The organism is Methylobacterium sp. ap11 (genome assembly GCF_900110515.1).
In the GTDB taxonomy this organism is placed as follows: domain Bacteria; phylum Pseudomonadota; class Alphaproteobacteria; order Rhizobiales; family Beijerinckiaceae; genus Methylobacterium; species Methylobacterium ajmalii.
In genome coordinates, this window is the sequence record NZ_FOEB01000002.1 from 92,806 (window position 1) to 107,026 (window position 14,221).

Here is a 14,221-nt window from a genome sequence, read left to right on the forward strand (position 1 = left end):
GGAGCCGTGTTGGCCAAGTACCGTTCACATCGACGTGCGAGAATGGTCCTCGGGCTGACCGAGGACCGAGGTACTACGCCACAGCCGCCACACCCCCCGGCATCAACCGCCCCTCCTCCACCGCATGACACGCCACCCCATCCCGAAACACCGGCACCTCCGCCTTGCACCGTTCATTCGCGAACGGGCAGCGCGGATGGAAGGTACACCCTGACGGCGGGTTGATCGGGTTCGGGATCTCGCCCTGCACCGGCACGCGCTGCCGTCCGACATGCGCCAGGTCCGGCACCGCATCGAGGAGCATGCGGGTGTAGGGGTGCTTCGGGGCGGTGAAGAGCTCGCGGCCGCCGCCGATCTCGACGATGCGGCCGAGATACATCACGCCGATGCGGTTCGCCATGTGGCGCACCACGGCGAGGTTGTGGCTGATGAACAGGTAGGTCAGGCCGAGCCGGTCCTGCAGGTCGCGCATCAGGTTCAGGATCTGGGCCTGGACCGAGACGTCGAGGGCCGAGGTCGGCTCGTCGGCGACCAGGAACTCGGCCTCGGAGGCGAGCGCCCGCGCGATGGCGATGCGCTGGCGCTGGCCGCCCGAGAAGGCGTGGGGGTAGCGCTTGCCGTCGTCGGGGTGCAGGCCGACCAGGGTCAGCAGCTCGCCGACCCTGGCTTGAATCTCGCGCTCGCCGCTGAGGAGCCCGAAGGCGCGGATCGGCTCGGAGACGATCCGGTCGACCCGCCAGCGCGGGTTCATCGAGGCGTAGGGGTCCTGGAAGATCATCTGGATGCGACGGCGTAAGAGGCGCCGCTCGGCGGCCTGGCGCGGGTCGGTCATCGAGATGCCACTGATCGTCACCTCGCCGTCGGAGGGCGGCATCAGGCCGACCACCATGCGGGCGACCGTCGACTTGCCGGAGCCGGATTCGCCGACGATCGCCAGGGTCTCGCCCTTGGCGACCGAGAACGAGACGTGGTCGACGGCGCGCAGGTACTGGCGCGGCTGGCGCTCGATCACCCGGTTGAGCCAGGGGCGCGAGACGTCGAACAGGCGGCGCAGGTCGCGGACCTGCACGTAGTCGGGCTGGGGCGTGATCACGGGCTTCAAGGCGATGTGGGGCTTGATGTCGGGCTTCATGCGGCGGCCTGTCCGGTCGCGTCGTAGAGGTGGCAGGCGACCCGGTGCGAGCCGACCGTCAGGGGCTCGGGCCGGTCCACCGTGCAGCGGGCAAACACCTTGGGGCAGCGCGGGTTGAAGGCGCAGCCGGGCGGGATCGCCGAGAGCCGCGGCATCGCGCCGGGAATCTGGGCCAGGCGATCGGTCTCCTGCGACAGAGAGGGAATCGCCCCCATCAGGCCCTTGGCGTAGGGGTGGAGGGGATCGCCCACCACGGCGGCCACCGGGCCGATCTCGGCGACGCGGCCGGCATACATCACCGCGACGCGGTCGGCGGCCTCGGCGATCACCCCCATGTCGTGGGTGATCAGCATCACGGCGGTGCCGTGGTCGCGCCCGAGGCGCTTCAGCAACGTGATGATCTGGGCCTGGACCGAGACGTCCAGCGCCGTGGTCGGCTCATCCGCGATGATCAGCTCCGGCTCGGCGGCGAGCGCGAGCGCGATCACCACGCGCTGCCTCATGCCGCCGGAGAATTCGTGCGGGAAGCCGTCGATCCGCCGCTCCGGCGCCGGGATGCCGACCTCGGCCAGAAGGTCGATCGCCCGCTGGCGGGCGGCCCTGGCCGACAGGTCGGTGTGGGTACGGATCGTCTCCTCGATCTGCCGGCCGACCCGGTAGAGCGGGTTGAGGCTGGTTAGCGGGTCCTGGAAGATCATGCCGATGCGCTTGCCGCGCACCTTGCGCATCGCCTCCGGGGGGAGGTTGTCGATGCGCTCGCCGTTGAGGCGGATCTCGCCGCCGGCGATGCGGCCGGGCGGGTCGATCAGGCCGATCACCGCCGAGCCGGTCACCGACTTGCCGGCGCCGGACTCGCCGACGACGCCGAGCACCTCGCCGCGGTTGATCTCGAAGGAGACGCCGTCGAGGGCGGTCAGCACGCCGCGGCGGGTGGCGAACTCGACCCGCAGGTCGCGCACCGAGAGGACGGGTTGGGTCATGTCGGTCATTGCAGCTTGGGGTTCAGGGCGTCGCGCAGCCAGTCGCCGAGCAGGTTGATCGCCAGCACCAGGCCGGCCAGCGCCAGGCCCGGAAAGGCGACGATCCACCACTCGCCCGAGAACAGGAAGCGGTTGCCGGTGCGGATGAGCGTGCCCAGCGACGGCATCGTCTCCGGCAGGCCGGTGCCGAGGAAGGAGAGCGTCGCCTCGGTGATGATGGCGAGCGCCAGGTTGATGGTGGCGATGACGAAGACCGGGCCGGTGACGTTCGGCAGGATGTGGCGGGTGAGGATCACCGGCGCCGACAGGCCGATGAGCCGGCCGGCCTGGACGTAGTCCTTGTTCTTCTCGACCATCACCGAGCCGCGCACGGTGCGGGCGTACTGGACCCAGAACGACAGGCCGATCGCCAGGACGATCAGGGCGATCTGCGCGTTCGCCTCCATGTGGCCGCCGGCCACCGCCTTGGCGACGCCGTCGACGATGAGCGCGATCAGGATCGCCGGGAAGGTCAGCTGCACGTCGGCGACGCGCATGATGATGGTGTCGACCCAGCCGCCGGCATAGCCGGCGATCAGCCCCAGGCCGATGCCGATGAAGCCCGACAGGAGCACGCCGAGCACCCCGACGAGGAGCGACAGGCGCATGCCGTAGAACACCGCCGAGAGCACGTCGCGGCCCTGGTCGTCGGTGCCGATCAGGAACGGCGCCTGGCCGTCGGCGTACCAGAGCGGCGGCAGGCTGGCGTTCATCAGCTCGAGCTGCGCCGGATCGTAGGGGTTCTGCGGCGAGATGAGGGGAGCCAGCAGCGCCAGCGCGATGAACAGTACCGTGGCGACGAAGGCCGCGATGGCGAGCTTCGAGCGCTTGAAGTTGGCAAACAGGTCGGAGTCGAGGAAGCGCGCGAGGCGCGACGGCGGCGCCGCGGCGGGGAGGGCGGGGGAGGCCATGGGCTCTAAACAATCCTCACGTCGCCCGCCGCACCGAGAGGCGCAGGCGCGGATCGACGATGGTGTAGAGGAGATCGACCACGAGGTTGATCGTCACGAAGATGAGGGCGACCAGCAGCAGGTAGGCGGCCATGATCGGCACGTCGACGTTCTGCACCGCCTGCACGAACAGGAGGCCCATGCCCGGCCACTGGAAGACCGTCTCGGTGATGATCGAGAAGGCGATGATCGAGCCGAGCTGGAGGCCCGCGACCGTGATGACCGGGACGAGCGTGTTCTTCAGCGCGTGGCCGAAATGGATCGAGCGGGTGGTGAGGCCGCGCGCGCGGGCGAAGCGGATGTAGTCGGTGCGCAGGACCTCCAGCATCTCGGCCCGGACGAGGCGCATGATCAGCGTCATCTGAAACAGCCCGAGGGTGATCGAGGGCAGGATCAGCGCCCGCCAGCCCGAGGCGGTGAGGAAGCCGGTGGTCCACCAGCCGAGCCGCACCGTGTCGCCGCGCCCGTAGGAGGGCAGCCAGCCGAGCGTCACCGAGAACAGGAAGATGAGCAGGATGCCGATCAGGAAGGTCGGCAGCGAGACGCCGACGAGCGAGATCGCCTGGACGAGCTTGGCGCCGACGCTGTCGCGGCGGAGCGCCGAGTAGACCCCCATCAGGATGCCGGCGGTGAGCGCGAACAGGGTGGCGCAGAGCGCGAGCTCGAGGGTGGCGGGCATACGCTCGGCGAGCAGCGTCGAGACCGGCTGGCGGAACTGGTACGAGTTGCCGAACTGGCCGCGCACGGCGTTGCCGGCGTAGCGGGCGAACTGCACCAGCACCGGATCGTCGAGGCCGAGGCTCTGGCGGATCTGTAGCCGCTCGGCATAGGGCGTGTCCGGCGCGACGAGCTGGTTCACCGGATCGCCGGCGAAGCGGAACATCGCGAAGGCGATCAGCCCGACCGCCAGCAGCACCCCGACGGATTGCAGCAGGCGGCGGAGAATGAAGGCGAGCATGGGGGGGTTCTTGTGTTCTCGTGTGGTCCGGGGCGAGAGCCTCGGGTGTTCTGATCTGGACGAGAAAAGCGCGGGATCCCCTCTCCCGTGTGGGAGAGGGGTAGGGGTGAGGGTGCTACGGTCCTGAGTCTCGCTTAGGACGTGCCGCTGCCAGCACAACGCTTCGAACTTTAGACGGAAGCGTGTCACCCTCACCCCCGGCCCCTCTCCCACACGGGAGAGGGGCGACCCGCGCCTTTCCTTTCACGCGAACTGGTCGGGGAGGCGCCTTATTGCTCCTTCGACACCCAGAACAGCATCATCTGGTTGTCGGCACGCGGCACCAGCTTCACCTTCTTCGACACGCCCCAGGCCAGCGCCTGCTGGTGGAGCGGGATGTAGCCCCAGTCATTCATGACGATCTCGTAGGCCTGCTTGATCAGCAGGTTGCGGGCCTCCTGGTCGGTCTCGCGCTCGATCTTGTCGGCCAGCGCATCGACCTTCGGGTTGCAGTAGTTCCCGAGGTTGGTGGTGCCGCGCGGCGAGGCCTTGTCGTTCCGGCAGCCGGCGATCTCGTACAGGATGTTGTGCGAGTCCATCGACGACGGCGTCCACCCCAGCATGTAGAACGAGGTGTCGAAGGCGGGCTTCAGGATCTTGGCGAAATACTTCGCCTTGGGCTGGGCGATCAGGTTCACCTTGACGCCGACGCGGGCGAGCATCGAGGTCACGGCCTGGCAGATCGCCTCGTCGTTGACGTAGCGGTCGTTCGGGCAGTCGAGGGGCACCTCGAAGCCGTTGGGGTAGCCGGCCTCGGCGAGCAGCGCCTTGGCCTTGTTCGGGTCGTAGGCCGGGCGCTTGAATTCGCCGGCGAGCGGGAAGAGCGGCGGGGCGATGAGCAGGGCGGCCGGGGTCGCCTGGCCGCGCATGACGCGCTTGACGATCGCGTCCTCGTCGATGGCGCGGAAGAACGCCTCGCGCACCCGCACGTCCTTGAACGGGTTCTTGCCCTTCACGTTCGAGCCGCGCAGCTCGTCGCTGGTCTGGTCCATGCCGAGATAGATCGTGCGCAGCTCGGGCGCGTTCACCACCACGGCGTTGGGGCTGGAACTCACCCGGCTCTGGTCCTGGAGCGGCACAGGGTCGACCCAGTCGACCTCGCCCGAGATCAGCGCGGCGACGCGGGTGGCGTCGTTGCTGATCGTGGTGAAGATCGCCTCGTCGAGGTTCGAGTCGACCTTGCCCCAGTAGCCGTCGAACTTCTTGAACACCGTGCGCACGCCGGGCTGGTGCTCGGTGATGGTGAACGGGCCGGTGCCGTTCTCGTGGAGCGCCGCGTAGCTCGGGGCCGAGGCCGCGACCGGGGTGGGCTTCAGGGCATCGTGCTTCTCGGCCCAGGTCTTCGACATGATGTACCAGCCGCCGAACTGGTACAGGGCGATGGGGTTGGGGTTCTTCAGCACCATGTCGACGGTGTGGTCGTCCACCTTCACGAAGGTGGCGTCCGCCGGCACGTTGGTCTGGAAGTTGGAGCCCGGCGCCCGCACGCGCTCGGCGGAGAAGATCACGTCGTCGGCGGTGAAGGGCGAGCCGTCGTGGAACTTGACGTTCTTACGCAGCTTGAATCGGTAGCGGGTCGGCTCCGGGGTCTCCCAGGACTCCGCGAGGCCCGGGACCAGCTTCAGGTCCTTGTCGCGGGTGACGAGGGACTCGTAGACCGCGCCGTGCGCCGCGATCGTGAACGTCTCCTTCAGGGTGTACGGGTCGAGGGACTTGAGGTCGCCCTGGAAGGCGAACCGGAAGGTGTTGGCGGCCGAGGCCGGCGCGGCACCGGCCACCGCCATCAGGGCGGTGGCGGCGGTCAGGCAGGCCAGCAGCGGGCGGGACTTCACGAACGACATCGACGGGCACACTCCGCGGGGGACGCTGAGGCTCTTACTAGAGCCTTCCGGCGCCGCACGCGACGCCGGATTGATGAAAAATGATGCATCGTCCCCGGTTCGTCTCGCAGGACGTCCCGCGGGGCCGGCACGATCGCGCAGCTCTAACAAATCTCGGGCCAACCGGGCGAGGTCATGCGCCGGGCGCCGGGCCCGCGCCATTCGCGAACGCCCGGAGGGAGTTGACCGCGCGCCGGTCTGCCTGTTGCATCCTGCGCGTCCGTTTTCCGCCCCCCACACGAGCGTATCGTCACATGCCCGTCATCAACCGCGTCGCCGCCCTCACCGACGAGATCACGGCCTGGCGCCGCGACTTCCACCAGCATCCCGAGCTGCTGTTCGCCCTCGACCGCACCTCCGGCCTGGTGGCCGAGCGGCTGCGGGCCTTCGGCTGCGACGAGGTGGTGACGGGGCTGGGCAAGACCGGCGTCGTCGGCGTCATCCGCGGCCGCAGCGGCGGCTCGGGCAAGGTAGTGGCCCTGCGCGCCGACATGGACGCCCTGCCGATCGAGGAGACGAGCGGCGTCGCCCACCGCTCGACGGTGCCGGGCAAGATGCACGCCTGCGGCCACGACGGCCACACCGCGATGCTGCTCGGGGCCGCCAAGTACCTCGCCGAGACCCGCAACTTCGACGGCACCGCGGTGGTGATCTTCCAGCCGGCGGAAGAAGGCGGCGGCGGCGCCGACGAGATGCTGAAGGACGGCCTGATGGAGCGCTTCGGCATCCAGGAGGTCTACGGCCTGCACAACATGCCGGGCCTGCCGCTGGGCCATTTCGCGATCCGCCCGGGCGCGATCATGGCGGCGGCCGACCGGATCACCATCACGGTGCGCGGCAAGGGCGGCCACGCGGCGGCGCCCCACAACTGCATCGACCCGGTGCTCGTCGCCTCCCACATCGTCACGGCGCTGCAATCGATCGCCGCACGCACCGTCGACCCGGTGGAATCGGCGGTGATCTCGATCACCCAGGTCAAGGCCGGCGACGCCTTCAACGTGATCCCGGAGACCGCGATCCTCAACGGCACGGTGCGCACGCTCTCGGAATCGGTCCGCGACCTGTGCGAGGCGCGCATCGGCCAGGTGGCCTCGAACATCGCCGCCGCCTTCGGCGCCACCGCGAGCGCCGATTACGGCCGCGGCTACCCGGTGACCGTCAACGACGGGGAGCGCGCCGGCTTCATGGCCGACATCGCCGCCGAGGTCTCGGGCGAGGGCGCGGTGGAGCGGGCGGTCGCCCCGATGATGGGCGCGGAGGACTTTTCCTACATGCTGAACGCCCGGCCCGGCGCCTACATCTTCCTCGGCACCGGCCCGGGTGCGGGCCTGCACCACCCGGCCTACGACTTCAACGACCAGGCGACGCCCTACGGCGTCTCGCTGTTCGCCCGGATGATCGAGCGGGCGATGCCGGCGGCGTGAGCCGGAACGGCCCGCCGCCGCGGCGGCGCCGGGCCGTGTTTCTCAGGGCCTGTTCGACACACGCAATAGCTTAACGGATGATCTTGCCTCCTACACGCAACCTCATCCTGAGGTGTCGGTCGATTGAAAATCGACTGACCTCGAAGGAGGCCTCTAGCGGGCGTAGTGATCCCTGAAGCCGTCCTTTGAGGTCAGGCCATCTTCGATGGACTGACACCTCAGGATGAGGTCTAGAGTCGGGCAAAATCTTCTGCTCAAGTCAAGCGGGCTCTCACACCTCGAACGTCACTCCCTGCGCCAGCGGCAGGGTCTTGCCGTAGTTGATGGTGTTGGTGGCGCGCCGCATGTAGGCCTTCCAGGAATCCGAGCCCGCCTCGCGGCCGCCGCCGGTCTCCTTCTCGCCGCCGAAGGCGCCGCCGATCTCGGCGCCGGACGGGCCGATATTGACGTTGGCGATGCCGCAATCGGAGCCCGACGCCGACAGGAAGATCTCGGCCTCCGACAGGTCACGGGTGAAGATCGACGAGGACAGGCCGGCCGCGACCGCGTTCTGGGCGGTGATCGCCTCGTCGAGATCGGTGTAGCGGGTCACGTAGAGGATCGGCGCGAAGGTCTCGCGGCGCATCGGGCCGGTCTGCTCGGGCATCTCGACGAGCGCCGGGCGGACATAGGCCGCCGCCTCGCCGCGGATGTCGCGCAGGCGCTCGCCGCCATGCACCGTGCCGCCGATGGCGCGGGCCTCGTCGAGGGCGCGCGCCATGCCGTCGGCGGCATGAACGTCGATCAGCGGGCCGATCAGGGTGGCGGGGTCGCGCGGATCGCCGATCCGCACCGAGCCGTAGGCGGCCTTCAGCCGCGGTACCAGCGCATCGTAGACGCTCTCGTGCACGAAGAGCCGCCGCAGGGTGGTGCAGCGCTGGCCGGCGGTGCCCATCGCCGCGAAGGCGATGGCGCGGAGTGCCAGGTCGAGATCGGCCGACGGCGCCACGATGGCGGCGTTGTTGCCGCCGAGCTCCAGGATCGCCCGGGCGAAGCGGGCGGCGAGCTTCGGGGCGACCTGCCGGCCCATCGCGGTCGAGCCGGTGGCGGAGACGAGCGCCACCCGCTCGTCCTCGACCAGCCGCTCGCCGAGCTCCCGGCCGCCGATCAGGAGGCCGAGCAGGCCGTCGGGCGCGTCCGACCCGAAGCGCTTCACCGCCTTCGCGGCGAGCGCGTGGACGGCGAGCGCGGTAAGGGAGGTCTTCTCGGACGGCTTCCAGATCACCGGATCGCCGCAGACCAGCGCCAACGCCGCATTCCACGACCACACCGCGACGGGGAAGTTGAACGCCGTGATGACGCCGCAGACGCCCAGCGGGTGCCAGACCTCCATCATCCGGTGGTCCGGCCGCTCGGTGGCGATGGTGAGCCCATGCAATTGCCGCGACAGGCCGACCGCGAAGTCGCAGATGTCGATCATCTCCTGGACCTCGCCGAGGCCCTCCGAGAGGATCTTTCCCGCCTCGAGCGTCACGAGGCGGCCGAGATCGTCCTTGTGGGCGCGTAGCTCCTCGCCCAGCAGCCGCACCAGCTCGCCGCGGCGCGGGCCCGGCACCCGGCGCCAGGCGAGGAAGGCGTGCGATGCCTGCGCCAGCGCCGCCTCGGCCTCCGCGGCGGTGGTCTCGCGGACCGTCGTCACCACGCTGCCGTCGATCGGCGAGCGCGCCGGCAGGCCGCCCTCTCCGCCTTCCGCCGCGAAGGCCGAGGCCGGGACGCCGAGGCGCTCCAGCACCGCCAGGGTGTCGTCACGGACGGACAGGACGGTCGGGGCCATGGGCAGAATCTCCGCGTCTGACGAAAGACGGCCCGCCTCGAGGGGAGACGGGCCGGTCATGGTGTCGGTAGTTATAGGGGATTCATCCCGCTTCTACAGCCCGGTCGCGCTCACGCCGCCTTCTGCTTGGGCGAGATCAGCTTGCGGTTGATCAGCACCTCGGCGATCTGGACCGTGTTCAGCGCCGCGCCCTTGCGCAGGTTGTCCGACACGCACCAGAACGACAGGCCGTTCTCGACCGTGATGTCCTCGCGGATCCGCGAGATGTAGGTCGCGTCCTCGCCCGCCGCCTCGTGCGGGGTGATGTAGCCGCCGTTCTCGCGCTTGTCGTCGACCAGGATGCCGGGCGCCGAGCGCAGGATCTGGGTGGCTTCCTCGGCCGAGAGCGGGCGCTCGAACTCAACGTTCACCGCCTCGGAGTGGCCGATGAACACCGGCACGCGCACGCAGGTCGCCGTCAGCTTGATCTTGGGGTCGAGCATCTTCTTCGTCTCGGCCACCATCTTCCACTCTTCCTTGGTGGAGCCGTCTTCCATGAAGACGTCGATGTGCGGGATGACGTTGAAGGCGATGCGCTTGGTGAACTTCTGCATCTTGACCTCGCCGGCGGTGAACACCGCGCGGGTCTGGTTGAACAGCTCGTCCATCCCTTCCTTGCCGGCGCCGGAGACCGACTGGTAGGTCGCGACGACGACGCGCTTGATGGTGGCGGCCTCGTGCAGGGGCTTCAGCGCCACGACGAGCTGCGCGGTCGAGCAGTTCGGGTTGGCGATGATGTTCTTCTTGGTGAAGCCCACCACCGCGTCGGCGTTCACCTCGGGCACGATCAAGGGCACGTCGGAATCGTAGCGGAAGGCCGACGAGTTATCGATGACGACGCAACCCTGCTGGCCGATGCGCGGCGACCACTCCTTCGAGGTCTCGCCGCCGGCCGACATCAGGCAGATGTCGGTGTCGGAGAAGTCGTACTGGTCGAGAGCCTGAACCTTCAGGGTCTTGTCGCCGAAGGACACTTCCTGGCCCAGGCTGCGGCGGGAGGCGAGCGCCACCACGGTATCGGCCGGGAAGGCGCGCTCGGCCAGGATGTCGAGCATCTCGCGGCCCACATTGCCGGTGGCTCCGACGACGGCAACCTTGTAACCCATCTCAATCGCTCCAGTTCGGAATGCTCCTCCCCGGACGATCTCAGGCGGGCTCTCGAGAGCCCGGCCTCCGTCCGCCACGGACGGGGAGGGATCCGAGGACGACGCGAGGCTTCAGCCGGCGGCGGTAATCGCCGTCGTGGCTTTGCGTTTCGTCGTGGTCGACACGAGCCGCATGGCGCGGGGTCAGTCCTCGAAAGGCGCACCCGAGACGGGGTACGCGAGCGCGCACAGCAACAGCCCGAACGCGACGACCTGTCAAGGGGTGGATGGCGAACGGGATCGGGAGCCGGCGACAGATTCCGCGACCCGTCACGCGTTAGCGTGCCGTTCACCCTGACTCGCGCCGCCTGAGGACAAGCCGGGCCCGGTCAAGGAAATCGCTAAAATGCGATGCGATTCCTGGTTTCGCGAGATTGCGCGAACCGAAGGAGCGAGCCCGTGCGACAGAGGCCGGACTTCGACGACGCCGCCCTGGCACGGGCGGGCCGAGCCCTCGTGCAGGACATCGGTGTGCAGGACATCGGTCCCGTCGAGCCGCTGCTGCCCCGGCCCTTGCGCCGCGCGGAGCCCCGCCGGCTCTCGCGCGGCGCCGGGCGCCTGCGCGTCCTGGCGCGCACCGTCGTCGCCGCCGGGGTGATCGCGCTGCTCAGCGTGCTCGCCAGCGAGCGGCGCCTCGCCGACCCGCCGCGCGCCGCCGAGCCGACCGCCTTCGTGCCGCGCTACGCCGCCCCCGCGGTGGCGCCGCCGGCCTGGCGCGAGGCGGCAGCCGACCGCTACCGCCTCGGCGAGGCGACCGTCGGCGCCCGCACGCAGCCGGGCCTGCGGGAGGACACCCTGACGGCCGGCGAGTTCGCGGTCCAGGAGGCGCCGTACCTGCGCCTCGTCGCCGCCGAGTCCTCCGAACCGGACGGGGAGGGGAGCCTGTTCGTCGCCCTGGCGCGCCGGGCCGCGGAGGCCGGCGGCCTCGCGGTGGTGCGCAGCGGCGAGCGCGGCCAGGTGGCGAGCCGGTTCGGCGCCCTCGAGACCGTCGACGCGACCCTGGCGGATGGCGAGGGGCGGCGCGCCTGCACGGCATTCCGGGTCACGGCCGTCCTGCGGCTCGAAGGCTGGCTCTGCGCCCCCCTGGGTCAGCTGCCCGAGCCGCAGGCGGTCGCCTGCACGGTCGAGCGCCTCGCGGCGCTGCCGGGAGCCGACCTGCCGGCGCCGGTCGCCGCCATGCTGGCCGGCCCGCGCATGGCCGCCTGCCCGCCGGAGGAGCCGGCCACCACCGCGGCGGTGCCGGCACCCCGCCGGGCGATCCGCAAGAATGCGGCGAGAGTGCGGCATTCGCGACCGGCTTCGCCGTGAGGCGGAACCTCGGCCGCGCTCGCACGTCTTTTTCCCCATAGGCGCCGTTTCTTAACGGGTACGGCGCTACCCCTGGCGACGTTCAGCAAAGGTGCGTCATGCGCTTCCAGACTCTCGCCCTGACCGGGCTTCTCTCCCTCGCGACCCTGGGCGCCGGCACCGCTGCCTCGCAGGCGCAGGACAGCTACGTCATCCGCAGCTACAAGGACGGCCAGGGCCTCGCGATCCGGGTGCGCCCGCGCAGCTGGCTCGATGCCGGCAACGTGGTCGAGGCGAATTCGGGCGCGACCGGCAACCCGGCCACCAACCCGCACTTCATCACCGCCTCCTACCTGAACTCGCCGCCCTACATCGCCAACCGCGAGCGCTTCGGCGGCGCTGGCATCCTGCCCGACCCGATCACCAACGGCCCGTTTATCGGCGCCCGCCGCACCGCCGTCACGGTGGACCTCTCGGCGGTCGACTACCTCGATCCGACCTCGCCGCTGTCGCGGGCCCGCTACGGCTACTGAGCCGAGCGGCACGATCCGGATGCACGACGGGCCCCGAAAGGGGCCCGTTTCCGTTTCCGCGTCACCCGATCCTCGCGGCGGCGGGCCGTTACCGCTCCTCCGCCTTGACCCACTTGATCACCCGCGGCGGCTCGTAGGCGCGGATCCGCGCCACGAGGTCGGCCGGCTCGGTGCCGACGATCAGCATCGCCCGGTGCGGCTCGCGCACGAAACCTTCCTCCACCACGGAGTCGAGGAAGCCCAGCAGCCCGTCGTAGAAGCCGCCGGCATTGAAAACCGCCAGCGGCTTCCCGTGGTAGCCGAGCTGGGCCCAGGTCCAGACCTCGAACATCTCCTCGAAGGTGCCGAGCCCCCCGGGCAGCGCCACGAACCCCTCGGCGAGGTCGGCCATCATCGCCTTGCGCTCGTGCATCGAGGCGACGACGCGCAGCTCCGTCAGGCCGCGATGCGCAGTCTCCTTCTCCACCAGGGCCTGGGGCATGATGCCGGTGACCCGGCCGCCGGCCGAGAGCGCGCCGTCGGCCACCGCCCCCATCAGTCCGACCTTGCCGCCGCCATAGACCAGCTCGATCCCGGCCTCGGCGAAGTGGCGCCCGAGCGCGGTCGCCGCCTCGCGGTAGAGCGGGCGGGCCCCGTCGCTGGAACCGCAGAACACGCACAGGCGCATGGTGGTTCTCCCTGTCGATCGAAAACCAGGATCGGCTTGAACGTCATCCCATCCACGACCTCATCCTGAGGTGTCGGTCGATCGAAGATCGATTGACCTCGAAGGAAGGCTCCAGGAATCGCAGAGACTTCTGGAGCCCTCCTTCGAGGCCCGCTGACGCGGGCACCTCGGGATGAGTTTGCGGGAGGGAGCGACCGCCTCTCAGCCCGCCTGCGCCTGCAGCTCGCGCACGATCGCGTCGCCCATCTCGGTCGTGCCGACCGCGTTGGTGCCCGGGCCGGCGATGTCGCGGGTGCGGGTGCCGGCGGCGAGCGTGCGGGTGATGGCGCCCTCGAGCTGGTCGGCGGCCTCGAGCAGGCCGAACGAGTAGCGCAGCGCCATCGCCAGCGAGCCGATCATGGCGATCGGGTTGGCGAGGTTCTGCCCGGCGATGTCGGGCGCCGAGCCGTGGACCGGCTCGTAGAGGGCCCGCCGCGTGCCGTTCTCGACCGCGCCGAGCGAGGCGGAGGGCAGCATCCCGAGCGAGCCGGTCAGCATCGCGGCCACGTCCGACAGGATGTCGCCGAACAGGTTGTCGGTGACGAGCACGTCGTACTGCTTGGGGTTGCGCACGAGCTGCATGGCGCAGTTGTCGGCCAGCACGTGCTCGAGCCCGATGTCGGAATACTGCTCGGCGTGGAGCTTGGTGACGGTCTCCTTCCAGAGCACGCCGGTCTTCATCACGTTGTGCTTCTCGGCCGAGGCGACCTTGTTGCGGCGCTTGCGGGCGAGGTCGAAGGCGACCGCGGCGATGCGCTCGATCTCGCCGGTGGTGTAGACCTGGGTGTCGACCGCGCGCTTCTGGCCGTCCTCCAGGGTCACGATCTCCTTCGGCTCGCCGAAATAGACGCCGCCGGTGAGCTCGCGCACGATGACGATGTCGAGGCCCTCGACCAGCTCGCGCTTGAGGGCGGACGCCTCGGCGAGCGCCGGGTAGCAGATCGCCGGGCGCAGGTTGGCGAACAGGCCGAGGTCCTTGCGCAGGCGAAGCAGCCCCGCCTCGGGGCGCTTGGCGTAGGACACGCCGGCCCATTTCGGCCCGCCGACGGCGCCGAACAGCACCGCGTCGGCGGCCTTGGCCCGGTCCATCGCGGCCTCCGACAGCGGCACGCCGTGGGCGTCGATGGCAGCACCGCCGACGAGGTCGGTCTCGGTCTCGAACCGGGCGATACCGGCGCGGGTGAACCAGGCCAGGACCTTGGAGACTTCCGTGGCGACCTCGGGGCCGATGCCGTCGCCGGGCAGGAGCAGGATCTTGTGGGTCGCCATGGTGCGATCTTTCAAACCGGGTAGAGA

Annotated in this window: 12 protein-coding genes; 3 read left to right on the forward strand and 9 right to left on the reverse strand. The window is 69.8% G+C overall.

From position 1 onward, the window contains the following. Window positions 1-73 precede the first annotated feature (73 nt). The 5 genes from BMX97_RS02935 to BMX97_RS02955 form a co-directional block, all read right to left on the reverse strand. Window positions 74-1,132, reverse strand: coding sequence for an ABC transporter ATP-binding protein (locus BMX97_RS02935; protein ID WP_091745278.1), 1,059 nt, complete (start codon window positions 1,130-1,132; stop codon window positions 74-76). Beyond that, window positions 1,129-2,112: an ABC transporter ATP-binding protein gene (locus BMX97_RS02940; protein WP_091745856.1), complete on the reverse strand. Its 984-nt coding sequence runs from the start codon at window positions 2,110-2,112 to the stop codon at window positions 1,129-1,131. Before BMX97_RS02940 ends, BMX97_RS02935 begins: the two co-directional genes overlap by 4 nt. Window positions 2,113-2,117: 5 nt before the next feature. Then, a complete protein-coding gene (locus BMX97_RS02945; protein WP_091745280.1) occupies window positions 2,118-3,062 on the reverse strand; it encodes an ABC transporter permease in 945 nt (314 codons plus the stop codon). Window positions 3,063-3,078: 16 nt separating this feature from the next. Then, window positions 3,079-4,059, reverse strand: a complete 981-nt coding sequence (locus BMX97_RS02950; protein WP_091745282.1) for an ABC transporter permease — start codon at window positions 4,057-4,059, stop codon at window positions 3,079-3,081. Window positions 4,060-4,328: 269 nt separating this feature from the next. Then, window positions 4,329-5,882: an ABC transporter substrate-binding protein gene (locus BMX97_RS02955; protein ID WP_244538278.1), complete on the reverse strand. Its 1,554-nt coding sequence runs from the start codon at window positions 5,880-5,882 to the stop codon at window positions 4,329-4,331. Window positions 5,883-6,232: 350 nt separating this feature from the next. On the opposite strand from BMX97_RS02955, the gene BMX97_RS02960 reads away from it, so the two are divergent. Beyond that, window positions 6,233-7,402 carry a M20 aminoacylase family protein gene (locus BMX97_RS02960; RefSeq protein ID WP_091745286.1) on the forward strand — a complete coding sequence of 390 codons (1,170 nt, stop codon included), beginning with the start codon at window positions 6,233-6,235 and terminating at the stop codon, window positions 7,400-7,402. A 271-nt stretch (window positions 7,403-7,673) separates the two neighbouring features. Here the strand turns inward: BMX97_RS02960 and BMX97_RS02965 are convergent, their stop codons facing one another. Then, window positions 7,674-9,215 (reverse strand): L-piperidine-6-carboxylate dehydrogenase, encoded by a 1,542-nt coding sequence (locus BMX97_RS02965; protein WP_091745288.1) that lies wholly within the window; start codon window positions 9,213-9,215, stop codon window positions 7,674-7,676. 110 nt (window positions 9,216-9,325) lie between these two features. Next, entirely contained in the window at window positions 9,326-10,360 is a 1,035-nt protein-coding gene (locus BMX97_RS02970) for an aspartate-semialdehyde dehydrogenase (protein WP_091745290.1), read from the reverse strand. Between the two features lie 438 nt (window positions 10,361-10,798). Here BMX97_RS02970 and BMX97_RS02975 point away from each other — a divergent pair, with 438 nt between their 5' ends. Both BMX97_RS02975 and BMX97_RS02980 read left to right on the forward strand, forming a co-directional pair. After that, a complete protein-coding gene (locus BMX97_RS02975) occupies window positions 10,799-11,707 on the forward strand; it encodes a hypothetical protein (RefSeq protein ID WP_091745292.1) in 909 nt (302 codons plus the stop codon). Window positions 11,708-11,805: 98 nt separating this feature from the next. Next, complete coding sequence (locus tag BMX97_RS02980) at window positions 11,806-12,219, forward strand: hypothetical protein (RefSeq protein WP_091745294.1); 414 nt, start codon at window positions 11,806-11,808, stop codon at window positions 12,217-12,219. 88 nt (window positions 12,220-12,307) lie between these two features. Here BMX97_RS02980 and BMX97_RS02985 read toward each other — a convergent pair whose 3' ends face one another. Both BMX97_RS02985 and leuB read right to left on the reverse strand, forming a co-directional pair. Further along, window positions 12,308-12,886, reverse strand: a complete 579-nt coding sequence (locus BMX97_RS02985) for an LOG family protein (protein ID WP_091745296.1) — start codon at window positions 12,884-12,886, stop codon at window positions 12,308-12,310. Window positions 12,887-13,087: 201 nt separating this feature from the next. After that, entirely contained in the window at window positions 13,088-14,194 is a 1,107-nt protein-coding gene (gene leuB, locus BMX97_RS02990; RefSeq protein ID WP_091745298.1) for a 3-isopropylmalate dehydrogenase, read from the reverse strand. Window positions 14,195-14,221: the final 27 nt, after the last annotated feature.